Origin of the sequence: Dactylosporangium sp. CA-233914, assembly GCF_050942935.1 — a bacterium.
Classification (GTDB): Bacteria; Actinomycetota; Actinomycetes; order Mycobacteriales; family Micromonosporaceae; genus Dactylosporangium.
Map to the genome: position 1 here is coordinate 10950448 of NZ_CP192030.1, position 21292 is coordinate 10971739.

The 21292-nt window shown below is 72.5% G+C and carries 22 protein-coding genes, 1 pseudogene and 1 riboswitch; of the genes and pseudogenes, 7 read left to right on the forward strand and 16 right to left on the reverse strand.

Going from position 1 to position 21292, the window contains the following annotated elements:
* Positions 1-72: 72 nt before the first annotated feature.
* On the reverse strand, positions 73-546 hold the full coding sequence (locus ACQPY0_RS48665) for a NosD domain-containing protein (protein ID WP_432977231.1): 474 nt from the start codon (positions 544-546) through the stop codon (positions 73-75).
* Positions 547-1744: 1198 nt separating this feature from the next.
* On the opposite strand from ACQPY0_RS48665, the gene ACQPY0_RS48670 reads away from it, so the two are divergent.
* Positions 1745-2668: a hypothetical protein gene (locus ACQPY0_RS48670; protein ID WP_432977234.1), complete on the forward strand. Its 924-nt coding sequence runs from the start codon at positions 1745-1747 to the stop codon at positions 2666-2668.
* 128 nt (positions 2669-2796) lie between these two features.
* Here ACQPY0_RS48670 and ACQPY0_RS48675 read toward each other — a convergent pair whose 3' ends face one another.
* The 3 genes from ACQPY0_RS48675 to ACQPY0_RS48685 form a co-directional block, all read right to left on the reverse strand.
* Entirely contained in the window at positions 2797-4374 is a 1578-nt protein-coding gene (locus ACQPY0_RS48675) for an MFS transporter (RefSeq protein ID WP_432977237.1), read from the reverse strand.
* Between the two features lie 349 nt (positions 4375-4723).
* Positions 4724-5482: an SDR family oxidoreductase gene (locus ACQPY0_RS48680; RefSeq protein WP_432977240.1), complete on the reverse strand. Its 759-nt coding sequence runs from the start codon at positions 5480-5482 to the stop codon at positions 4724-4726.
* The gene (locus tag ACQPY0_RS48685) at positions 5479-5712 is read right to left on the reverse strand and encodes a hypothetical protein (RefSeq protein WP_432977243.1); all 234 of its coding nucleotides are present in this window, start codon (positions 5710-5712) and stop codon (positions 5479-5481) included. The genes ACQPY0_RS48680 and ACQPY0_RS48685 overlap by 4 nt, the downstream gene beginning before the upstream one ends.
* 177 nt (positions 5713-5889) lie before the next feature.
* Between ACQPY0_RS48685 and ACQPY0_RS48690 the strand changes: the two genes are divergently transcribed.
* The gene (locus ACQPY0_RS48690; RefSeq protein WP_432977246.1) at positions 5890-6816 is read left to right on the forward strand and encodes an RNA polymerase sigma-70 factor; all 927 of its coding nucleotides are present in this window, start codon (positions 5890-5892) and stop codon (positions 6814-6816) included.
* Between the two features lie 970 nt (positions 6817-7786).
* Here ACQPY0_RS48690 and ACQPY0_RS48695 read toward each other — a convergent pair.
* The gene (locus tag ACQPY0_RS48695) at positions 7787-8170 is read right to left on the reverse strand and encodes a DUF3040 domain-containing protein (protein ID WP_432977249.1); all 384 of its coding nucleotides are present in this window, start codon (positions 8168-8170) and stop codon (positions 7787-7789) included.
* Positions 8171-8321: 151 nt separating this feature from the next.
* A complete protein-coding gene (locus ACQPY0_RS48700; protein ID WP_432977252.1) occupies positions 8322-9629 on the reverse strand; it encodes a DNA polymerase IV in 1308 nt (435 codons plus the stop codon).
* A 67-nt stretch (positions 9630-9696) separates the two neighbouring features.
* Between ACQPY0_RS48700 and ACQPY0_RS48705 the strand changes: the two genes are divergently transcribed.
* Positions 9697-10167, forward strand: a complete 471-nt coding sequence (locus ACQPY0_RS48705; protein WP_432977255.1) for a hypothetical protein — start codon at positions 9697-9699, stop codon at positions 10165-10167.
* Positions 10168-10272: 105 nt separating this feature from the next.
* Here the strand turns inward: ACQPY0_RS48705 and ACQPY0_RS48710 are convergent, their stop codons facing one another.
* From ACQPY0_RS48710 to thiE, 9 genes and pseudogenes are all read right to left on the reverse strand, one after another.
* Complete coding sequence (locus ACQPY0_RS48710) at positions 10273-11421, reverse strand: alkaline phosphatase family protein (protein ID WP_432995706.1); 1149 nt, start codon at positions 11419-11421, stop codon at positions 10273-10275.
* Positions 11421-12135 (reverse strand): annotated as a pseudogene (locus tag ACQPY0_RS48715) (class I SAM-dependent methyltransferase). The gene ACQPY0_RS48710 and the pseudogene ACQPY0_RS48715 overlap by 1 nt, the downstream one beginning before the upstream one ends.
* Before the next feature lie 10 nt (positions 12136-12145).
* Complete coding sequence (gene thiC, locus ACQPY0_RS48720) at positions 12146-13687, reverse strand: phosphomethylpyrimidine synthase ThiC (RefSeq protein WP_432977258.1); 1542 nt, start codon at positions 13685-13687, stop codon at positions 12146-12148.
* A gap of 64 nt (positions 13688-13751) precedes the next feature.
* Positions 13752-14522 (reverse strand): bifunctional hydroxymethylpyrimidine kinase/phosphomethylpyrimidine kinase, encoded by a 771-nt coding sequence (thiD, locus tag ACQPY0_RS48725; protein ID WP_432977261.1) that lies wholly within the window; start codon positions 14520-14522, stop codon positions 13752-13754.
* A 167-nt stretch (positions 14523-14689) separates the two neighbouring features.
* Positions 14690-15208 carry a thiamine phosphate synthase gene (locus ACQPY0_RS48730; RefSeq protein ID WP_432977264.1) on the reverse strand — a complete coding sequence of 173 codons (519 nt, stop codon included), beginning with the start codon at positions 15206-15208 and terminating at the stop codon, positions 14690-14692.
* The gene (locus tag ACQPY0_RS48735) at positions 15202-15972 is read right to left on the reverse strand and encodes a thiazole synthase (protein ID WP_432977267.1); all 771 of its coding nucleotides are present in this window, start codon (positions 15970-15972) and stop codon (positions 15202-15204) included. The genes ACQPY0_RS48730 and ACQPY0_RS48735 overlap by 7 nt, the downstream gene beginning before the upstream one ends.
* On the reverse strand, positions 15965-16168 hold the full coding sequence (gene thiS, locus ACQPY0_RS48740) for a sulfur carrier protein ThiS (protein WP_432995708.1): 204 nt from the start codon (positions 16166-16168) through the stop codon (positions 15965-15967). The genes ACQPY0_RS48735 and thiS overlap by 8 nt, the downstream gene beginning before the upstream one ends.
* Positions 16168-16278: riboswitch (TPP riboswitch) on the reverse strand. Its footprint overlaps the gene before it by 1 nt.
* Positions 16279-16303: 25 nt before the next feature.
* Positions 16304-17344 carry a glycine oxidase ThiO gene (gene thiO, locus ACQPY0_RS48745; RefSeq protein ID WP_432977270.1) on the reverse strand — a complete coding sequence of 347 codons (1041 nt, stop codon included), beginning with the start codon at positions 17342-17344 and terminating at the stop codon, positions 16304-16306.
* Positions 17341-17949, reverse strand: coding sequence for a thiamine phosphate synthase (thiE, locus tag ACQPY0_RS48750; RefSeq protein ID WP_432977273.1), 609 nt, complete (start codon positions 17947-17949; stop codon positions 17341-17343). Before thiE ends, thiO begins: the two co-directional genes overlap by 4 nt.
* A gap of 18 nt (positions 17950-17967) precedes the next feature.
* Between thiE and ACQPY0_RS48755 the strand changes: the two genes are divergently transcribed.
* Positions 17968-18945 (forward strand): aldo/keto reductase, encoded by a 978-nt coding sequence (locus ACQPY0_RS48755; RefSeq protein WP_432977276.1) that lies wholly within the window; start codon positions 17968-17970, stop codon positions 18943-18945.
* A gap of 42 nt (positions 18946-18987) precedes the next feature.
* Here ACQPY0_RS48755 and ACQPY0_RS48760 read toward each other — a convergent pair whose 3' ends face one another.
* Positions 18988-19407, reverse strand: coding sequence for a hypothetical protein (locus tag ACQPY0_RS48760; RefSeq protein WP_432977279.1), 420 nt, complete (start codon positions 19405-19407; stop codon positions 18988-18990).
* A 193-nt stretch (positions 19408-19600) separates the two neighbouring features.
* Here ACQPY0_RS48760 and ACQPY0_RS48765 point away from each other — a divergent pair, with 193 nt between their 5' ends.
* The 3 genes from ACQPY0_RS48765 to ACQPY0_RS48775 are packed head-to-tail and all read left to right on the forward strand — an operon-like array spanning position 19601 to position 21202.
* On the forward strand, positions 19601-19957 hold the full coding sequence (locus tag ACQPY0_RS48765) for a hypothetical protein (protein WP_432977282.1): 357 nt from the start codon (positions 19601-19603) through the stop codon (positions 19955-19957).
* A complete protein-coding gene (locus tag ACQPY0_RS48770) occupies positions 19957-20385 on the forward strand; it encodes a hypothetical protein (protein WP_432977285.1) in 429 nt (142 codons plus the stop codon). The genes ACQPY0_RS48765 and ACQPY0_RS48770 overlap by 1 nt, the downstream gene beginning before the upstream one ends.
* A gap of 19 nt (positions 20386-20404) precedes the next feature.
* A complete protein-coding gene (locus ACQPY0_RS48775; RefSeq protein ID WP_432977288.1) occupies positions 20405-21202 on the forward strand; it encodes a hypothetical protein in 798 nt (265 codons plus the stop codon).
* The last annotated feature ends 90 nt before the right edge of the window (positions 21203-21292 follow it).

A 21292-nucleotide genomic window follows, 5' to 3' on the forward strand; every position in this document is an offset into this window, starting at 1 on the left:
ACTCGAAGATCGCCGCGACAGCGCGCCGCACCACCCCCCTCGCGGGTACGGCGCGCGGCCCGGCTGTCCTTATCACGGGAGGCAGCGGACGTTCACGCACCGGGCGGGCGGGCCGTTCGCCGCCGCGACGTTGCCGCCACCGTCGTGGACGCCCGCCGTCGCCTCGATGCCGTATCCGGTGCTGCGGACGGTGACGTTGCGCATGACGGTGGTAGCCGGGGCGGCGATGTGGATGCCGTCGCCGGTCGAACCGAACACCAGGTTGCCCGTGACCACGGTGCCGGCGACGGGGCCGTCGCCCGTGGTGGCCACGCCGATGCCGTCGCCGGCAGCGCCGGTGACCCTGTTGCCGGTGGTGGGCAGCTCGGGGATGAAGGAGGCTACCCGGATGCCGTCGGTGGTGGTGCGGCTGACGCTGTTGCCCTCGATCACGTTGTCCTGGCCGGCCTCGAGCGAGATGCCGTAGCCACCGCAGTCCCCGCCGCAGCCGAGCGCGCCGGAGCGCAACAGGTCGTCGACGACTCGAAAGATCAGACGTACGGACATGCCGCCGACCGGGCGCTGCTTGACCCTGCGCGGTGCGGCCGGGTTTTCGTGTGGACGTGTCCAGCTGCCAGCAGATACTGTCGCCCGGTGACGCCTGCTGGGCGGTACAGCAGCCAACTCGCTGCGGCCGCCGAGCATCGCGGCTGGGCAGGGGCAGTGGGGGTCCGCCGCTGCCACTAGTCTTGCCCTGTGTCGAGGCACGGGATGACGCCCGCCGGTCCGTACGGTGCGGCTGCGGGACTGGTCGCGCTGGTTCTCGTGCTCGATGCGTGCACTCCGCAAGCGCAGCCGGCTCCCGCGCCGAGGAGGCTGGGCGCGACGGGGACACCCTGGTGGACCACAACGCGCCCCACGATGTCGGCGTCCGCCGCTGCCTCCACGTCCACGTCCACGCCGGTGACGGCGGCGACCGTCCGGTCGATCCGGGCCGTGCCGGACACCATCGACTCGTATACGTGCGACCCGCCGCAGCCACCGCAGCGGCCGGAGGTCTTCGTCGAGTTGGATGCCGGCGGCTACCGGCTCGGCGACGTGGCCGTGACACTGCAGTACGACGGGGGCGAGCGCTACTCCGGGACCGCTCAGATGCGGTACGACGCGGCCAGCCGCTCATTCAGGTACCGGCTGCCACCGGCCGGCCGCGACAACCTGTCACCGTCAGAGAACGGCGTCAGCCTGTCAGCGAGCGTGACACCGGGTGTACCGCCCGGGGCCGTCGCCCAGCCGGCACCGCTCGCGGCTTACGTCCGGATTCGCCAATGTATAGCTCTACCGCCGATCCAGAACGGGCCGGTGGTGAGTTCTACGACAAGCTTGCAAACACCATCCGCTAAGCCGTGATCCACACGGACCCATCGGTGGCGTGGTCACCAAGCGTAGCCGGAGAGAGCGAATGCCTGGCGAAGGTCGCTGTCCGGGTGACCGATGTCGGCGCCGAGCTCCCGGGAGCCGGACGCCGTGGGTGCCCGCCAGGTGCCGTGGACCTGCCGATCACGTCCGAGACCCGTACCGGGTCACTCGCTCCGGTTCGGGCTGGGTACCGGAGGCGCACGCCGGATTTCTGCTCGGCGGAGGCTGTCGCCAAGGCCCGCAGGACTTGTACCAATCGCCGAGGCCAAGCTCCAGGTGCGTCGGCTCGGACAACGACTCGTTGCTGGAGGTTCCCTTGGCCCGTCTTGACATCACCTACGGTCGGCCCGTGCTGCGCGACGTCAGAAGGGCCGCCCTCCGCCGTGATCTCGCGCAGGTCGGCGAGGTGCTGACCACCGGGCTGACCGGCCCCGACGACCGCATCGAGCGGGTGCGCGTCGCCGTGGAAACGTTAACGGAGTGGACCGGGAAGTCGGTGCCCAAGGGGCTCGACGACTGGGTGCGCGACGACCCGGGCAACGCCACCGCGCTCGTGGTCCGCGGCGCGGCCGAGATCAATCGCGCATGGGAGGCCCGGGGCCGGCTGCGGGCCAAGTACACGAAGCCGCAGCAGTTCGCGGAGTTCGCGGAGATCCTCAAAGCCGCCGAGGCATACTGCCGGGCGGCGGCGCAGGCCGACCCCAAGGACCCGGCGCCGTGGTTCGCCCTGCTCACCATGGCACGCGGCCAGCAGGTCGGCGCCAGCGAGGTGGTCCGCCGCCGCGACGAGCTGGAGGCCCGGGCGCCGCAGCACTTCCTCGGTCACCGCCACGCGGTCGCCGCGCTCGGACCGCAGTGGGGCGGCTCGATGGAGCTGGTGGACAAGTACGTCCGGACCTGGACCGACGCTGCGCCGGCCGGCTCGCTGCTGCCCGCGCTCGTCTTCGTAGCGGGCGTGCAGCGGTGGTGGTCGGAGGGGCACCGGCGCGGGTTCGCGAGCGACCCCGAGCTTCGCGCGCGGGCGCACCAGGCCACCGAGCTGCTGCCGATGCGTCCGTGCCAGACACCCGACGAGTTCGTGGCGCACAACCATGCGGCCGGGTGGTACGGCCTCAGCCGCGAGCCGAAGCGCGCGAACGACCACTTCAAGCTGGTACGTGGGTATGTCAGCGAGTTCCCTTGGCGGGACCTCAGGGCTGGTTCGATCAGGCAGGGCGAAGTCCCGCTGTTTCGGGGCTACCGTCTCAACGCCTGGCTGCGCCTGCCCCTGTAGCGCCAGGTGTCCTGCAGCACAGCGTCCATCGTGCTCATGGATGCGTAAGTGGGGCCCGAGTACTGACCCGGCGCCGGAGAAGGGCCGGGGCCGGACTCGGGCCCCACCTGGTCGGGACCTGCCGGAGGCTAACCCGCGCGGACCGGCGCCTCGACGGCCCCGGCCTCGCGGTCACTGCCCGCCCGGCCGGCCTGCCGGCCCGGCGCCTTGGCGTTGATGAAGATGCCCGCGACCACCGCGGCCAGCAGCATGATGCCCGCGGACGTCCAGGTCGCCACGGAGTAGCCGTGCACCGTCGCCTCCGCCAGCGCGGCCTTCGCCTGCATCGTCTGCTGGGCGGGGTTGACCCGGTGGTCCGTCAGCCAGTCCGTGGTCGCGCTGGCCGCGATCGTGTTGAGCAGCGCGGTGCCGACCGACCCGCCCACCTGCTGCATCGTGTTGAGGGTCGCGGAGGCCGCCCCCTGCTCCTGCGGGGCGACGCGGCTGGTGGCCGTGGAGATGGCCGCCATGAAGGTGACGCCCATGCCGAGGCCCATCATGCAGATGCCGGGCAGTACGTGGCCGAGGTAGGTGGCCTCGACATCCATGGAGGCCAGGAAGGCCAGGCCGCCGGCGGCCAGCGTCAGGCCGGGCATGATCAGCGCCCGGGCCGGCACCCTCTGCAGCAGCCGCGCCGAGATCTGCGTGGAGCCGATAATCATGCAGGCGGTCATCGGCAGGTAGGCCACACCGGTCTTCAGTGGCGACCAGCCCTTGATGCCCTGTAGGTAGTAGGTCAGGAACAGGAAGACGCCGAACATGGCGATGGTGACCAGGGCCATCGTCAGGTAGGCGCCCGCCCGCTGGCGGTCCTTGACGATGTGCAGGGGCAGCAGCGGCGTCCGGGCGCGGGTCTGCCACAGGGAGAAGATCCCGAGGATCACCACGCCGCCGATCAGCAGGGTCAACACCCGGGTGTCGTACCAGTCGCGGGACTCGGCCTCGCTGAAGCCGTACACGATGGACAGCACACCGGCGGTGCCCAGCACGGCGCCGAGGATGTCCAGCCGGGCGCCGGTCCTGCGGCCCGGGTCCTTGAGCATCACGATCGCGCCCGTCACCGCGAGGGCGGCCACCGGGGCGTTGACGTACAGGCACCAGCGCCAGTCCAGGTACTGGGTCAGGAAGCCGCCGAACAGCATGCCGATGGCGCCCCCGGCGCCGGCGATGGCGCCGAACACGCCGAACGCCTTGCCGCGTTCGCGCGGGTCGGTGAAGGTCGTGGTCATGAGGGACAGCGCGGCGGGGGCCAGCAGCGCGGCGAAGACGCCCTGCAGGGCGCGGGCCGCGAAGAGCATGCCGGGGCCGGTGGCGGCGCCGCCGAGCGCGGAGGCCCCGGCGAAGCCGATCAGGCCGATGATGAAGCTGCGCTTGCGTCCGAACAGGTCGCCGAGGCGTCCGCCGAGCAGCAGCAGGCCGCCGAAGGCAAGGGTGTAGGCGGTGACGGCCCACTGCCGGTTGCCGTCGGTCATGCCGAGGTCCTGCTGGGCGGACGGCAGGGCGATGTTGACGATGGTCATGTCCAGCACCACGATCAGCTGGGCGAGGGCGATGACCACCAGGCCCCACCAGCGGCGGGGGTCGGGGGGCGGCGCGGCGTCTCCCCCGTTGTCCAGGGATATGACGGGGCGTTCGGGGCCGTTTTCGGCCAGGGCTGTGTCGGCCATGTATCGGGCTACCTTCTACGTGTGCGTGCTCGGGGTCGGCACCGCGCTGCGGCACGGTGCGGCGCGTCGGCGGCAGTGTTGCCGTTCAGCGCCGGTCGAGACAGGTGAGGATGGGCATCAGGACCTCGTCGACCAGGCGGTCGATGTGCTCGGTCGCGGACGCCGGCAAGCTGACCGGCTGGCCGGCCGTCAAGGTCGCCCATGCCAGCCTCAGCGGATGCCAGGCGGTCTGCTTCGTCCGACGGATCGAGATCGTGGCGGAGCACCTCGCTCGTCGGGCTGCTCGCGTGCAGCAACCTGGCGCTCGAGGGCGGGTCGTACACCGGTCGATGGCCGGCGTACGGCCGTGTCAGGGTTGGGTGTCGAGCCACTCCTGGAAGGTGGGGCCGGCGAGCTTGGCGTGCGGGCTGGGCAGGAACCCGCCGTTGGCGGCGATCTCGGCATCGGGCATGCCGGTGCCGTCGACGCCGACGACCTTGGTGCCTCGGCGGGCGCCGAGGAGTCGGGCCGCCTCCGCCATGGTCTCCTTGCGGGGTCCGGCGATCTCGGGGATCGGTGTTCCTGGGGCGGGCGCGCCGGGATCGAGGGCAAGGTCGACCAGTTCCTCGGCCACGGTGCGGCAGGCCACGAGCTGGGTGGGCAGGGCTGGAATGTAGGCGACGTCGCCCTGCTGCCAGTCCAGGAGCTGACCGACGAACTCGTGGAACTGCGCGGCCCGCAGGATGCGGACGGGGAGCGGGCCGGACAGGAGGAGTTCTTCGTGTACCTTCTTGGCGGCGACGAAACCGGCGGTGGCCTTGTCGACGCCGATGATGGACGCCATGGCGATCTGGGCGACCCCCGCCTTCTGGCCCGCCCCATGCAGATTGCGGGCCGACGTGCGGAAGAACTCCGTCGCCGCCTCCTGGTCCGAGGCGTGCCACGACGCGACGTCGATGATGGCCTCGACCCCGGTGAGGGCCTCGGCGAGGCCCTCACCGGTGATGATGTCCACGCCGGTGGCTCGGGACACCGGCACGACCTGGTGCCCCCGTTCGGTGAGGACGTCGACGACGTGGCGGCCCAGCCGCCCGGTTGCTCCTGCCACCGCGAACTTGGTGATGCTCATGCTGTGCGCCTTTCTAACTCGCTGAAGTTCTGGCCGGCGGGCATGCCGGGGATGTCGTCGTAGTGCGCGGACGCCGTGGCGTACAACTCATCGGGGACGCGCTCCCCTGCCGGGTTCGGGGCGAGGACCGCCTCCACCTGCAGGCCTGCGCCGACGTCCGCCATCTCGGGGACGAACGGGAGAGGATTGGGCATGCGCGACCGGATGTTGGTCGTCGTGGGTGTGGACATGCTGGGACTTCCTTGCTCGTGGTGTTGCGTCATGACGAGCAAGAGATCCCGGCGACCCGCTCCTTGTGACAGGGGAACCCGTGTGACACAGCCCACCGATCGCCGGTGTCACAAAGCGGCGTCGACCGGGATCGCATGGATATGGCACGGTCGCGAACGAACAGGCAGGAACCGGCGATGAGCGAACGAACTGAACAGCCGACGGCCGCAGCTCGTGGCAGTCGCATGGACGCGGCCACCGAGGCGGTCGTCGCTCACCGCAACCTGCTGTTCACCCTCGCCTACGAGATCCTCGGCTCCGCCACCGACGCCGAGGACGTCCTGCAGGAGACCTGGATGCTGTGGGTGGGCGTCGACCTCGATACGGTGCTGGACCAGCGCGCGTACCTGATCCGGATCGCCACCAGGCAGGCGCTGAAACGACTACGCACTCTGGACCGGCGCAAGGAGACCTACGTCGGGCCGTGGCTACCCGAGCCGCTGCTGACCACGCCGGATGTGGCTGAGGACGTCGAACTGGCCGACAGCGTCTCGATGGCGATGCTGCTGGTGCTGGAGACGCTCACGCCGATCGAGCGGGCGGTGTTCGTGCTGCGCGAGGTGTTCGCTCTGGACTACGACGAGATCGCCGAAGCCGTTGACAAGACCCCGGCCGCGGTTCGCCAGATCGCCCACCGAGCCCGGGCACACGTCGCCGCGCGCCGGCCGCGCGGCACCGGCTCCCCTGCCGAGCACCGAAGCGCCCTCCTGGCTTTCCAGCGAGCGGTCGAAACCGGCGACCTGCAGAGCCTGCTCGACGTCCTCGCGCCGGACGTCGTCGCCCTGAGCGACGGCGGCGGTGTCAAGCATGCCCTGCTGCGGCCCGTTGTGGGGGCTGGCAACGTTGCTCGCTTGCTGGCCCGCGGCTGGTGGAGGCGCGACGCAGAAAGGTCGGTCGAGCTGGTACAGATCAATGGTGGCCCGGGGCTGCTCGTCCGAGTCAACGGCGAGATCGACGGCGTGGTGGCGGTGCGAGTGGAGAACGGCTACGTCACCGGCACCTACCACGTGCGCAATCCCGAGAAGCTGTCGCGTGTGGAGCGGGAGACCGCCGTGAGCCGCTGAGGCCGGAACGACCTACAGCCCGCTGCGCCCCGAAGATCACACGCGGCCACCACGCCGCGCAGCAACCGGCCAGCGTCGTGCGGCCCCGCCCGCCCGCAGCCTGACGATACAGATCACAAGTCTCACCCGACGTGCAGCGATAAATGCCTAATGTACAGATTCGCCACTATAGGATGGCATTTGTCGTGGGCGATATCGGCTGGCAGACATTCCGCTCTCAGGAACGCGTCTCAGGAACGCGTCTCAGGAACGCGCGATACCGCAGGTTGGATTGAGCGCGGGCGCTGCATGTGCATAGGCCGCGATTGGGGACGACCCGGCCAAAACGCCAGAGCGGCCGCTCGCCGGCGGGATTGAAGGCGAGCCGAGCAGAGCGTTGGAGAGGCTGCTCACGGGTGTGGTTCACCGCGGGTGGCGGGGGCGGGGTCGCGATTGGAGACGCTCCGACCGACGCGTCTGGACGGCTGCTGGTCAGCAGGGACGAGGGCAGCAGTCGGCTGTCCGGCGGGTGTGAATGGAGGCGGGCCGGTCGGAGCGGCCGGTCGCCCGGCGGGGTCGACACGGCGGCGGGTGCGCGATGGTCGCGGTTGGAGACGGGCCGGCCGACGACACCAGCAGCACCCCCGGCCCGTCGCCGGAACCGTTCGACCAGGTCTGGACCAACCTCTTCGGCAACGGCGTCGCGCGTTGGAGTGACGGCTCGGCGGCGGAGGCGAGCACGGGTGCCGACTGTTCGGGGCGCGAGCCGAGGACGGGTGCCGGCCGTTCGGAGGCGCGGGCGGAGCACTTGGGCGGCCGGTCGACGGCTGGGGGCGGGGACGACCGGGCGGACAGCTCGCTGGGGCCGGGAGCTGGGGCCAGCAGTTTGGACCGAAGCCGGGTGGCGCGGGGGTGGCTGTTTGGGGGCGTGGTTGAGCTGCGCAGGGCCGTCCGTCCGGGTGGCGGGCGGCCCTGGGCGGTCAGGCGGCCGTCAGAGGTCGCCCTCCGGGCGGCGGCGCCAGCGTTCTTCCAGGCGGTCGACCAGGCCGCCGCGGCGTTGGCGGGTGCGGCGCGAGGCCGTGCCGCCCACGGCGTGCAGGTCGGTGGACTGGCCACGGCGGTATGCCTGGACGCCGAACGCCAGGGCGCACAGCATGACCAGGAAGCCGCCGACGCCAAGGAGTGGAATGGAGATTGCCACGCCGTAGACGAGCAGCGCCATGCCGGCCAGCAGCAGGATCCCTGCGGCGATCATCCGGCGCTTGGCATGGAACCGCGGGTCGGTGGCGCGCACCGCCGAAGCGAACTTGGGATCCTCGGCTAGCGACCGCTCGATCTGCTCGAACAGCCGCTGCTCGTGCTCCGAGAGCGGCACGGCACTCCTCCCCGGTCGCGAAGGCCGGTCCTCGGGGACCGGCAGTCCGGCACAGCCGGACGGCTGCGTACTGGCAAGTTTACGAGGGGGTCAACCCGTCGGAAAGCGGGACGATGGTCCGGCCGTGCCGATTTTCCGACGAGTGTCACTCCTATGTCCTTCCATTGTGTCGCCTCGGGGGCACTCCTGCCCCCTCCCCGCGCGGTGGGGCTCCATTTCCGTCTGTGCGCAATTCGTCACCACGCAGGAGGCTGGCGGGCTTGACGAGGCCCGCGCCGAAGCGGGCGGCGACCGCGTCGGTGGCCTTTTCGGCGTCACGCCAGCCATGATCACGCTCACCCAGCGTCATCTGCCGCGGCGCGCCCTCGGCGTGGACGAGCCCCTCGACCCGCACGCCCACGAGCCGGATGCGCTCACCCGGCCGCCCGGCCTGGAACAACGCCCAGCCGATCTCGAAGATCTCGCGGGCCACGTCGGTGGGGACGTCTACGGTGCGTGACCGGCTCAGCGTCTGGAAATCGGCCAGCCTGATCTTCACGGAGACGGTCCGGCCCGCCTGCCCGGCGGCGCGCAGGCGGCGGGCGACCTTGTCGGCGAGGGCGAGCATCGTGCGTCGGATGGTCGACAGGTCGCTCACATCCACGTCGAAGGTCGTCTCGGCCCCGATCGACTTCTCCACGTGGTCGGGAATCACCCGTCGGGGGTCGCGCGCCCAGGACAACTCGTGCAGGTGATGCGCCGCGGCGTCGCCGACCGCGGAGCGCAGCATGCCCACGGGCGCGGCGGACAGGTCGCCGATCGTCTTGAGCCCGAGCCGCTGGAGGGTCTCGGCGGTGCGCTCCCCCACGCCCCACAGCGCCTCGACGGGCAGCGGGTGGAGATACTCCAGCTCGCGCTCGCCGGGGATCACCACCATCCCGTCGGGCTTGGCCCGGGTCGAGCCGAGCTTGGCCAGGAACTTCGTGCGGGCGACCCCGACGGAGCAGGTGAGCCGCTGCTCCTCGGCCACCCGCCGGCGGATCAGCGCGGCGATCCCGGCCGGCGGCCCGAGCAGCCGCAGCGCCCCGGCCACGTCGAGGAACGCCTCGTCGAGCGAGAGCGGCTCGACCAGCGGCGTGACGTCGCGGAAGATCGCCATGACCGCGCGGGACGCCTCCGTGTAGGCCGCGAAGTCCGGCGGCAGGAACACCGCGCGCGGGCAGAGCCGCTGCGCCCGGGCGCCGGGCATGGCGCTGCGCACCCCGTATTCGCGGGCCTCGTAGCTCGCCGCGGACACGACCCCGCGCGGCCCGGCCCCGCCGACGATCACGGGCTTGCCGCGCAACTCCGGCCGCCGCCGGATCTCCACCGACGCGTAGAACGCGTCCATGTCGACGTGCAACACGGTGCAGCCCGTGTCGTCGGCGCCGTCGCCGAACTCGCCGGCGCCTCCGCGTGGTACTACCTGACTTCGCCCCACAGCGCGAACCTTAGCCGGACCCTCTGACAGAATTGACGAAAACTTAGGTTTGCCTTACCTTCCAGGCATGGCCCACGTCGCGATGATCTCGCCCCTGGCGCCGGTCGTCGCGGCCGTCGAGGGTCTGCGCCGCCGTCACCCTGCCCTGGTCCGCAGCGTCGCGCCCGGCGTCGTGATCACCCCTTCGCGGGAATGGTCGAGGGCGATGAACCCCGAGGCCGTCGCGGTGCTGCTGGTGGCCGGCTGGACCCGCGCCCGCCGGGTCCCCCTGCTGATCCCGAGCGAGACGTACGTCGACCGCACCGGCCGGCTGGGGCTGCGCCGCGCCCGCGTCGCCGTGCTGTGCGACGACCCCGCGGCCGGCGCCCCGGGCGTGATGGCCGCCGCCGACCGCGGGGAGCTGTTGTCACTGGTCGCGGAGCACGCGGGCGCGGACGTGCCGGCCCTGGAGCTGGCCCGGCACGTACGCCACCTCACCGCGCTCCTCGCCCTGCCCCTTCCGGCGCCGGCGCGACCGCTCTGCCCGGCGCACCGCTAGCCGCCGCTAGCCGGCCGGCCCGGCAGCGGCGCTAAATGCTGATATAGGCGAAATGTCGGGCCGAGGAACGAGGCCCGACATTTCGCCGAGGAGCACGGGCGGGGCTCAGCGACGGACGATCAGCAGCGGAATCTCCATCTCGGCGGCCGTGCTGGAGCCGTGGAACGCGACCATGGTGCCCAGCCGCGGCGGTTCGTGCGCGCTGGCCAGGACGACCCAGCGGTCGCGGCAGACCACCACAACGTCGCCGATGCGCTGCAGGTGGGACTCGGGGACCGGGCCGAACCAGCCCGCCGCCACCGCCTCCTCGCGGGTCGTCACCCAGGCGCCGTCGCCGAGGACCGCGCGCCACGCCGCCAGGACGTCCCCCCGGGCACCCGGGATCGTGTGCAGGTAGCGGACCCGGGCCTCGCCGGCGACGACGGCCACCCCGGCGGTCAGGCGCGGGTCGCGGTCCAGGTCGAGGCGGCGGTCAGCGGGGACGTCCAGCTGGCCGTGGTCGGCGACCACGATCAGGGCCGAGTCGGGGGGCAGGCCGTCGAGGAGGCGGGTGACCAGGCGGTCGGCCTCGCTCGCCGCCGCGTGCCACTGTGGCGTACCGAGGCCGAAGTCGTGGCCGGCGCGGTCGACGTCGGGGAGGTAGCCGTACACCAGGCGGGATTCGCGCAGGGCGGCCAGCATGCCCTCGGCGACCGCGTCCGCCTCGACGCCGGGGCCCAGGCGGGCACCGCGGAAGGCCGACACGGACAGGCCGCTGCCGCGGAACTTCGGGTCCGTCACGACCGTCGGGGACAGTCCGGCCTCGTGGGCGCGGGTGAACGCGGTCGGCAGGGGCTGCCAGGTGCGCGGGTCGGGCTCGTCGGTCCAGCGGAGGTGGTTGACGATCTGGTCGGTGCCGGGGCGGTTCAGGTTGAACCCGACGATGCCGTGGCGGCCGGGAGCGGCGCCGGTGCCGAGGGTGACCAGGCTGACCGGGGTTGTCGACGGGAAGCCCGACGTGATGGGGCGGGCGGTGCCCAGGCGGCCCTCGGCAATGTCGGTCAGGGTGGGCGCGTCCGCGGCGGCCGGGGGCAGCTGGTGCCAGCCCAGGCCGTCGAGCAGTACCACCGCGATCCGGCGGACCCCGTCGAGCTGCGCGCGCAGGCCCAGCGGGTCGGGCTCGCCCGGCACGCCCAGGACGCTCAGGGCGCTGGGCAGGACGTCCGCCAGGCTCTCCCGGCCGTAGCGCGGCTCGACTGTGGCGAACGGGTCCATCACGCGCGGCGGGCCAGCAGGTGCAGCTGGGTGGCGATGTCGCGATACGGCGGCGTGCCCGCCAGGGCCAGCTCGAACGCGGCCAGCGCCTCCGGCTCGCTCTCGGCCACGGTGCCGGGGACGAGGTCGGCGACCACGCGGACGCCGTGGACCTGCTCGACCGCGAGGCCCGCCTTCTCCAGCAGGGCGGTGGCGGTCTCGGCGGAGTAGCGGCGGCGGAGGCGGTCGCGGGCGTCGCCGCGGCCGTCGGGGCTCGCGACCAGCAGGGACGCGGCGGCGAGATGGCCGCCGATCGCGCGGGCCAGGACGGCGGCGGCGCGGCCCGCGACCACGACGCTGGCCGCGCCGCCGGGCGCAGGGTGCCGGCGAGCGCGGCGACGACCCGGGCCGGGTCGTCGACGACCTCCAGCAGGCTGTGGCACAGAACCAGGTCGACGCTCCCGGCTCGACCAGGCCGGCCAGGCCGTCGGCGTCGCCCTGCACGGCCCGCACGCGCTCGCCGACGCCGGCCTCGGCGGCGCGGCGGGTCAGGGCGGCGAGCGCGTCCGGGCTCGAGTCGACGACGGTGACGGTGTGGCCGGCCTGTGCCAGCGGCACGGCGAAGCCGCCGGTGCCGCCGCCGACGTCGAGGGCGTTCAGCGGCCGGCCGGCCCGCTCCAGCTCGTGGCGCAGCACACGCCAGACGACGGCGGTGCGGGGCGCAGAAGACTCCACCCGGTTGACCTTAGTCCAGCAGCGGAAGGTAGACCTGCCCGCCTGCCGCCGCGAACTCCTCGGACTTGGAACGCATGCCCAGCTGCGCGTACTCCCGCAGATCCTGGCTGATCCGCATGGAGCAGAACTTCGGCCCGCACATGGAGCAGAAGTGGGCGGTCTTGGCGGGCGCGGCCGGCAGCGTCTCGTCGTGGTACGCCCGCGCGGTGTCCGGGTCCATCGCCAGGTTGAACTGGTCCTCCCAGCGGAACTCGAACCGGGCCTTGGACAACGCGTCGTCCCACGCCTGCGCGCCCGGGTGGCCCTTGGCCAGGTCGGCGGCGTGCGCGGCGATCTTGTAGGCGATGACGCCGGCCTTCACGTCGTCGCGGTCCGGCAGGCCGAGGTGCTCCTTGGGGGTGACGTAGCAGAGCATGGCGGTGCCGTGCATGGCGATCATGGCGGCGCCGATGGCCGAGGTGATGTGGTCGTACGCCGGCGCGACGTCGGTCGTCAGCGGCCCCAGTGTGTAGAAGGGCGCCTCGTGGCACCACTCCTTCTGCAGGTCCACGTTCTCCTTGATCTTGTGCATCGGCACGTGGCCGGGGCCCTCGATCATCACCTGAACGTCGTGCTCCCACGCGATCTTCGTAAGCTCCCCCAGCGTGCGCAGCTCGGCCAGCTGGGCCTCGTCGTTGGCGTCGGCGATCGAGCCGGGCCGCAGGCCGTCGCCGAGGGAGAACGCGACGTCGTACCGCGCGAAGATCTCGCACAGCTCGGCGAAGCGGGTGTACAGGAAGTTCTCCTCGTGATGCGCCAGGCACCAGGCGGCCATGAGCGAGCCGCCGCGCGACACGATGCCGGTAACCCGCCCGACGGTCATCGGCACGTATCGCAGCAGTACCCCGGCGTGGACGGTCATGTAGTCGACGCCCTGCTCGGCCTGCTCGACGACCGTGTCGCGGTACGCCTCCCAGGTCAGGCGCACCGGGTCCCCGCCGACCTTCTCCAGGGCCTGGTAGATCGGCACCGTGCCGATCGGCACCGGGGAGTTGCGCACGATCGCCTCGCGGGTGGCGTGGATGTGCTTGCCGGTGGAGAGGTCCATGACGGTGTCGGCGCCCCAGCGGGTGGCCCACGTCAGCTTGGCGACCTCCTCCTCGACGCCGGAGGAGACGGCGCTGGTGCCGATGTTGGCGTTCACCTTCACCAGGAACCTCGACCCGATGACCATCGGCTCGCTCTCCGGGTGGTTGACGTTGTTGGGCAGGATGGCCCGGCCCGCGGCGATCTCGGCGCGCACCAGCTCGGGCTCGACCTGCTCGCGGATCGCCACGAACTCCATCTCCGGGGTGACGACGCCGCGGCGGGCGTAGTACAGCTGCGTGCGCTCCACCGGGCCGCGCTCGGCGATCCACGGCGCCCGCAGCGGGGGCAGGCCCGCGGGCGGGTCGTTGCGCGGGCCCGAGGTGTCGTAGAGCCGCACGGGCGGGTTGTCGCCGGTCAGCTCCACCTCGGCGAAGGGCACCCGCAGGTCGGGGCGGGAGCCGTTGACGTACACCTTGCGTTTCATGGCGCTCCTCCAGCAAAAGGGCATGGCGAACCAGGCCCCTCCACGCGAAGCGGCCTGAGATGTCCTATGAATCAGGAAATCCCCACCCGAGCGGGCCGTGGCCCGCCCCGAGGGTCCAGCCCGCGGAGCGGGCCAGAGCGTTGTGGACGTAGGACTTGGCGCCCTCCAGGGCCTCGATGAGCGAGGACCCCGAAGCGAGCCGGGCGGCCGTGGCGGCGGCGAAGGTGCAGCCGGTGCCGTGGTTGTTGGCGGTGGTGATCCAGGGCGCGGTCATGAGCGAGGCCCGGCCGTCGTACCAGACCGCGTCGACCGCCTCCGCGCTGTCGCGCAGGTGCCCGCCCTTCACCACCACGCACCGGGGGCCGTACGCGGCCAGGTCGGCGGCGGCCTTGACCGCGTCGTCGGCGTCGAGGACCTCCCGGCCCAGCAGCACCGACGCCTCGCGCAGGTTCGGGGTGACCACGGTGGCGTGCGGAAAGAGCAGGTCGAGGTAGGCCCGCTCGGCGTCGGCGGTGAACAGCCGGTCGCCGGAGGAGGCGACCAGCACCGGGTCGACGACCAGGCCCGGCAGGCGCGGCGCCATCCGGGCCACGAGCGCGACCGTCTCCGGCGTGGCGAGCATCCCGGTCTTCACCGCCGCGACGGGCAGGTCGTCGAGCACCGCCTCCAGCTGCGCCGCGACGAACCCGGGGTCGACGGCGGAGATGGCCCGGACCCCGACGGTGTTCTGCGCCGTGAGCGCGGTGATGACGCTGGTGCCGAAGACGCCGTGGGCGGCGAAGGTCTTGAGGTCGGCCTGGATGCCGGCCCCGCCGCCGGAGTCGGAGCCGGCCACGGTGAGGGCGACGGGCGGGTTCGCGCTACTCAGGTCAGCCCCAACGCCTGGTCTGGCTCGATGAGGCTTCGCGCTGATCGACCCAGACCAGGCGCCGCTTCGCTCCGGCGCAGGCCTGAAACCCCTGAACTCCTGATGAGCGGCCACTCCGCTTCGCTCCGTACCGCTCATGCCGTCAGCAGCTCCTTGACCAGCCGGGCCGGGTCCTCGGCGCGCATGACCGCGCCCATCACGGCCACGCCGGCGGCGCCCTCGTCGAGGCAGTCCCGGACGCGGGCCGGGGTGTCGACGCCGCCGAGCGCGTACACCCCGACGGGCGCCGCCATCGCCATCCGGCCCAGCGCGGCGAGGCCCAGCGGCGGGCCGTAGCCGGGCTTGGAGCGGGTGGCGAAGATCGGCGAGAGGGTGACGTACTCGGCGGTGTCGTCCGTGGCCGCGGCGAGCAGCTCGTCGAGGCCGTGGCACTTGCGCACGGCCGCGTCCTCCGCGAGCAGCAGCCGGCCGCCGGCCCGGTCCAGGGTGGAGCGCAGGGCCGAGGCGAGCTTGAGGCGGCGGCGCGGGGGCAGGTCGTGCTCTTGCAGGACGATCACCCGGGCCCCGCCGTCGACGGCCCCCGCGACGACCTCTTCCAGCGGGCGCTCGGCCTGGTGCCGGTCGGTGAACACGATCAGGCCGGGCTCTACCACGGCATACCTCCGGTCGGGCTGGATGCGGTCGCGTGCAGGCGGCGGGGGATGCGCCCGGCCAGGTGGGCCAGGCGCCCGGCCCGCACCGCGAGACGCATCGCCTCCGCCATGCGCGCCGGCTGCTCCGCCCGGGTGACCGCGGAGGCGAGCAGCACCCCGTCGCAGCCGAGCTCCATCGCCAGGGCCGCGTCGGAGGCGGTGCCGATCCCGGCGTCGAGGATGACCGGGACGGTGACCTTCTGGCGGATCAGCGCGATGTTGTGCGGGTTGCGGATGCCCATCCCGGAGCCGATCGGCGCGCCGAGCGGCATCACGGCGGCACAGCCGGCGTCGGCCAGGCGCTGGGCGAGGATCGGGTCGTCGGTGGTGTACGGCAGAACGGTGAACCCGTCCTCGACGAGCCGCGCGGCCGCGGTGACCAGCTCGACCCCGTCGGGCAGCAGGGTCTCCTCGTCGCCGATCACCTCGAGCTTCACCCACGCGGTGCCGAACGCCTCGCGGGCGAGGTGGGCGAGCTTGACCGCCTCGGTCGCCGTGTAGCAGCCGGCGGTGTTGGGCAGGACCCGCACCCCGCACCGCTCGATCACCCCGAGCAGCGACGGCGCCGCCGGGTCGAGCCGGCGCAGCGCGACGGTGACCAGCGCGGTCCCGCTCGCCCGGATCGCCGCCTCGAGGGCCGCGTGGCTGGTGGCGCCGCCGGTGCCGAGGATGAGCCGGGAAGCCAGCTCCTCGCCCGCGATCGCCAGAACGTCCTCGTCAGCCACCCTGAACCGCCGTCAGCACCTCGACGTGGTCACCGTCGGCTGGGCGGACGTCCGCCCAGCGCGAGCGGGGCACCACGTCCCCGTTGAGGGCGACGGCGATCCCGCGCGGGTCGTCCCCGGCGAGCGCGTGCACCACGTCGGCGACGGTGATGTCGTCGTCGACGGTCGATGCGACGGCATTGACCACGAGCTGCATAAGGCTCACTCCTGCCTCCCTGCGCCGGCATGATCCGGATCAGGTTCGACGGTCGGGGGCTCACAGCCCCCCTCTCAGCCCGGTTGCACCGGACTCCCGTGGGGTAACACCTCGACCATAACGCCGCCGCCGGGCTCAGGTAAAGCGGCCGGCCCCGAACGCTTCGAGGTCGACGCCGGTCGACCCCCCGGTGACCAGATCGGCGACGGCGGCCGCGGTGACCGGGGCGAGCAGGACGCCGTTGCGGTGGTGGCCGGTGGCGACGATGGCATCGGTACCGTGCAGTGCCCCCACGATCGGAGCATTGTCGGGAGTGCCGGGGCGAAGGCCGGCCAGGGTCTCGGCCAGCGCCAGTTCGGCGACCCCGGGCAGCAGGTCCGCGGCCGGCCGGAGCAGGTCCAACACCCCGCCGGCGGTGACCGTCGTGTCCGCCCCCCGCTCCTCCTCCGTGGCGCCGACGACCAGTTCGCCGTCGGCGCGCGGCACGAGGTACACGTGCCGCCCGGAAGCGACCCCGCGCACGACGTGCCGCAGCAGGGGCTCGGGCCCCCGCAGGCGCAGCAGCTGGCCCTTCACCGGCCGCACCGGCAGGCCCGTCAGGGCCGCCGCCGCGGCCCCGGCGGCGATGATGATCACATCGTCCCGCAGGGTGGACAGGTCGGCGACCTCGCGCGCCTCGAACCGCACCGGCAGGGTGCGCAGGGCGGCCAGCAGGCGCCGCGGGTCGACCTGGTGGTCACCGGGGGCGAAGGCGCCGCCGCGCACCCGCGGGGACAGCAGCGGCTCGCGCTCGCGCAGCTGCCCGCCGGTGAGCGGCTCGATCGGGGTGCCCGCGCGCCGGTAGAAGCTCACGAGGCGGTCGATCTCGGCCCGGTCGTCGGCGGTGAGCGCGACGAGGAGAGTGCCGTCGGTGCGGTACGCGACCCCGGCGCCGGTGCGGGCCTCGACCCGGGCGGCGAAGTCCGGCCAGCGGCGCATCGACTCCAGCATCAGCGCCTGCAGGGCCTCCTCGCCGAACACGGCCTCGGCGGTGGGGGCGAGCATCCCGGCCGCGACCAGCCCGGCGCTGCGCCCGGGATCCGGGTCGTACACCGTGATGCCCTCGACACCCCGCTCGACGAGCTCGAACGCCACGCTCAGCCCGATGATCCCGGCCCCGACGATACCGACAGTCACTTGAGGAACTCCTTCGCCGCCGCATACGGATCCGCCGCCCCGCTGAGCGCGCCGACCACGGCGACCGCGTGCGCGCCGGCAGCGTACAGCTCACTCGCCCGGGCCGCGCTCACCCCGCCGATCGCCACGACCGGCACGTCCACCGCCTCGGCGACCGCGCGCACGCCCGCCGGGCCGATCGCGTCCGGCAGCCCGGACTTCGTCGTCGTCGCGAACGCCGGGCCGACGCCCAGGTAGGAGGCCCCGTCCGCCACGGCCCGCCGGGCCGCGTCCGGGTCGCGGGCGGTGGCGCCCAGGATCGCGTCCGGGCCGAGGATGCGCCGGGCCGCGGCCACCGGCAGGTCGTCGGCGCCCACGTGCCCGCCGTCGGCGCCGGCCGCGAGCGCGATGTGCAGCCGGTCGTTGACCAGGCAGGTGCGGCCCAGCTCACGGCACATCGCCAGGACCCGCACCGTCAGCTCGTACGCCTCCCGGTCGGTGACGGCGTCCTCGGGGCGGACCTGCACCACGTCGAAGCCCGCCCGAAGCGCCGCGGCGACCACCCCCAGGGCGTCACGGCCGGGCCGGGTGTCGGTTACCAGATGGAGTCGTCCAAGGCTCGCCACCGCGATAGTTTTCCAGATATGAAGCAAGTGCGACTCGGCCGGACCGGCCTGCGGGTCTCCGAAATCTGTCTCGGCATGATGAGCTACGGCGACCCGGACCAGCGTCCATGGGTCCTCGGCGAGCAGGAGGCGGACCCGTTCGTCCGCCGCGCCGTCGAGGCCGGAATCACGTTCTTCGACACCGCCGACGTCTACACCTTCGGCGCCAGCGAGACCGTCACCGGCCGGCTGCTGGCGAAGTACTTCGCCCGCCGCGACGACTACGTCCTGGCCACCAAGGTCCACGGCCGGATGAGCGAGAGCCCCAACGACGGCGGCCTGTCCCGCAAGCACATCCTGGCCGGCATCGACAACTCGCTGCGCCGCCTCGGCACCGACCACGTGGACCTGTACCAGATCCACCGCTGGGACCCGGGCACCCCGATCGAGGAGACGATGGAGGCCCTGCACGACGTCGTCCGCGCCGGCAAGGCCCGCTACATCGGGGCGTCGAGCATGTATGCCTGGCAGTTCGCCAAGGCCCAGCACGTCGCCGCCGTCCACGGCTGGACCCCGTTCGTGTCGATGCAGAATCACTACAATCTGGTCTACCGTGAGGAGGAGCGCGAGATGCTCCCCCTGTGCCAGGACCAGGGCATCGGCGTCATCCCGTGGAGCCCGCTGGCCCGCGGCCTGCTGGCCGGCAACCGCGGCCGCGGTGGCGAGCGCCGCACGACCCGCGCCAACAACGACCCGTTCGGCGACCAGCTGTACTCCGAGGACGACTTCACGGTCGTCGACGTCAACGCCGAGGTGGCCGCCGAACGCGGCGTCTCCCCCGCCCAGACGGCCCTGGCCTGGCTGCTGTCCCGCCCGGCCGTAACGGCCCCGATCATCGGCGCGACAAAACTGCACCACCTGCAGGACGCGATCGCCGCGACCGACCTGACCCTGGACGAGAAGGAGATCGAACGCCTCGAAGCCCCGTACGTTCCCCACCGGGTTCTGGGGCATTGAAAAAGCGCCCGGCCGGAAACGGCCGGGCGCTTCTGCGTTTGCTCAGTTGGCGGCGACGCCGAACTGGCCCTCGCCACCGTGGACCTGGGTGCCCTCGGCGAACGCCGAGTCGAAGCGCGACTGCAGGGCGTCGAGCTCACCGAACTCCGCCTGGTGCGCGTTCTCCGAGCCCTCGGCCACGAACACGTGGTCGTCGACCGACGCGTCGTGCGAGTAGTTCGTGAAGTCGTCCGACTCGAAGTGCACGGCCGCCGGCTGGTCGTACTCGACGTGGTGACCCTGCGAGAAGTCCGTGGACTCCTGGGCGTGGTGGTCGTTCTCGTACACGCCGAACTGGTTGTTGTAGTCGGCCTCCGAACCCTGCGCCTGGTGCAGCTGGTCCAGACCCTCGTGCTCCTGGCCGGCCTCGTAGTGGCCGTAGTCCACGTCGTGGCCAGTGTCGCCGGCGTCGAAGTCGCTCATGGTGGTTCCCCTTGGTCGTCGTGTTGCGTTGCGTTGAACGGTACGGCCACAGCCACACGGAAGAATCCCGGAAACGTGCCAGTGGCGGGTTGCCGACAGAAGTGAACCACGCTCGCGGAACCGGGCGTGTCCGACACCCGGTCAGGCCCTCCCGAGCAGGGGCTCGCGGTTGCGGACGGTTACGCTGACGGCCGTGATCGGGCCGCTGGCAGTCGCCACCCACGTGCTGTCGCTCGCGCTCGCCGCCTGGGCGTTCGTCGAGTTCTTCCGGCAGCGCGAGCCCACCCGGGCGCTGTTCGGGGGGCTGTGGGTGGTCGAGGCGCTGGTCGCCGTGCAGGTCGTGGCCCTGATCGTGGGGCTGGCGGGCGGGCACCGGCCGGGCGGCGGCGACATGGTGACGCTCATCGGGTACATGCTGACCGCGCTCCTGCTTCCCCCGGCCGGGGCGGTCCTGGCCCGTATGGAGCCCACCCGCTGGGGTTCGCTGCTCATCGGCGCGGCGGCGGTCATCGTCCCGGTGCTCATCCTGCGACTCGGACAGATCTGGTGATGGCTGACAAACCTCTCAACCGCGGCTTCGGCCGTGTGCTGGTCTTCATCTACGGCGTCTTCGCGCTCTCGGCCACCGCCCGGGCCGGCGTGCAGATCGCCACGAAGTTCCGTGAGGCGCCGCTGGCGTACTCGCTGTCGGCGCTGGCCGCGCTCGTGTACATCGTCGCCACCGTGGCCCTGGCCCGCTCGAGCGCCACCTCCCGCCGGGTCGCCTGGGCGGCGGTCGGGTTCGAGCTGCTCGGCGTGCTCGCCGTCGGCACCGCGAGCCTCGTGGACGCCACGGCGTTCCCGGACGCGACGGTGTGGTCGGACTACGGGCAGGGGTATGGGTACGTCCCCCTGATCCTGCCGTTTGTGGGACTCTTCTGGCTTTGGCGCACCTCCCGACGCGAACCCGTCGCCCAGACGACTGCGGCGAAGCGCTGACTGCCCCACCATTCGCGGCATGACCAGATCCCGCGGCCCGGCCATCGTGATGTACCTCGTGGCCGCCTTCGAGTTCGTGCTCGGCTCCGTCTTCATGGTCATCGGCACCCTCGTGCCCGAGGTCGAGACAACGTTCCTGCTGGTCGGCGGGGTGCTCGCGCTCGGCGCGGTGATCCTCGCGCTGGTCGGGATGCGGTTCCACCGGCGCTACCGCGAGGCGCAGGCCCTGCGCGAGCGCGGCGTGCGCGGCACCGCCCAGGTCCTCGGGGCGCGGCAGACCGGGGTGTACCTCAACGAGCAGCCGCAGGTCGCGCTGGACCTGCGCGTCACCGCGCCCGGCCACGGCACCTACGACACGACGGTCAAGGAATACGTGCCGTTCATCGCCATGGGCATGCTCGGCAGCGGCCGCCCCCTGACGGTCCTCGTCGACCCCCTCGACCCGGCCAAGGTCCTCGTCGAGTGGTCCTTCGCCGAGGGCCCGGCGGCTCCCGCCCCGCCCACCCCGCCCACCTCGCCCGACCCGGCCGACGCCGCGTGGGCCAAGGCCCAGATCCTGGCCACCGGCGTCCCCGGCACCGTGCGGGTGCTCTCCGCCGAGTTCGCGGGCAGCCTCGACGAGCAGGGGCGCCCGGTGTACTCCGCGCAGCTGCACATCACCGTTGCCGGCCGCGCCCCGGTTGCGGGGCCGGCGGTGTTCGCGGTGCCGCTGGAGCGCGTGTCGGTCATGCAGCCCGGCGGCGTCATCCCGATCAAGGCCGACCCGGCGGACCCGATGCGCTTCGCCGCCGACTGGGACCGCCTGGCGACGGGATAACCCGCCGCGTGATGGCCTGACTACCTGGCGAAACACTGTCGAGTGGCCGGAGGGAGTCTCACCCTCCGGCGCGTCCTTGAGTGCCCGCGC

What these genes read in the sequence shown, in the direction of transcription:
- ACQPY0_RS48665 (WP_432977231.1), bottom strand. Translation starts at nt 546, where the DNA reads ATGTCCGTACGTCTGATCTTTCGAGTCGTCGACGACCTGTTGCGCTCC.
- ACQPY0_RS48675 (WP_432977237.1), bottom strand. Translation starts at nt 4,374, where the DNA reads ATGGCCGACACAGCCCTGGCCGAAAACGGCCCCGAACGCCCCGTCATA.
- ACQPY0_RS48680 (WP_432977240.1), bottom strand. Translation starts at nt 5,482, where the DNA reads ATGAGCATCACCAAGTTCGCGGTGGCAGGAGCAACCGGGCGGCTGGGC.
- ACQPY0_RS48685 (WP_432977243.1), bottom strand. Translation starts at nt 5,712, where the DNA reads ATGTCCACACCCACGACGACCAACATCCGGTCGCGCATGCCCAATCCT.
- ACQPY0_RS48690 (WP_432977246.1), top strand. Translation starts at nt 5,890, where the DNA reads ATGAGCGAACGAACTGAACAGCCGACGGCCGCAGCTCGTGGCAGTCGC.
- ACQPY0_RS48705 (WP_432977255.1), top strand. Translation starts at nt 9,697, where the DNA reads ATGGCCCACGTCGCGATGATCTCGCCCCTGGCGCCGGTCGTCGCGGCC.
- ACQPY0_RS48710 (WP_432995706.1), bottom strand. Translation starts at nt 11,421, where the DNA reads ATGGACCCGTTCGCCACAGTCGAGCCGCGCTACGGCCGGGAGAGCCTG.
- thiC (WP_432977258.1), bottom strand. Translation starts at nt 13,687, where the DNA reads ATGAAACGCAAGGTGTACGTCAACGGCTCCCGCCCCGACCTGCGGGTG.
- thiS (WP_432995708.1), bottom strand. Translation starts at nt 16,168, where the DNA reads ATGCAGCTCGTGGTCAATGCCGTCGCATCGACCGTCGACGACGACATC.
- ACQPY0_RS48755 (WP_432977276.1), top strand. Translation starts at nt 17,968, where the DNA reads ATGAAGCAAGTGCGACTCGGCCGGACCGGCCTGCGGGTCTCCGAAATC.
- ACQPY0_RS48760 (WP_432977279.1), bottom strand. Translation starts at nt 19,407, where the DNA reads ATGAGCGACTTCGACGCCGGCGACACTGGCCACGACGTGGACTACGGC.
- ACQPY0_RS48770 (WP_432977285.1), top strand. Translation starts at nt 19,957, where the DNA reads ATGGCTGACAAACCTCTCAACCGCGGCTTCGGCCGTGTGCTGGTCTTC.
- ACQPY0_RS48775 (WP_432977288.1), top strand. Translation starts at nt 20,405, where the DNA reads ATGACCAGATCCCGCGGCCCGGCCATCGTGATGTACCTCGTGGCCGCC.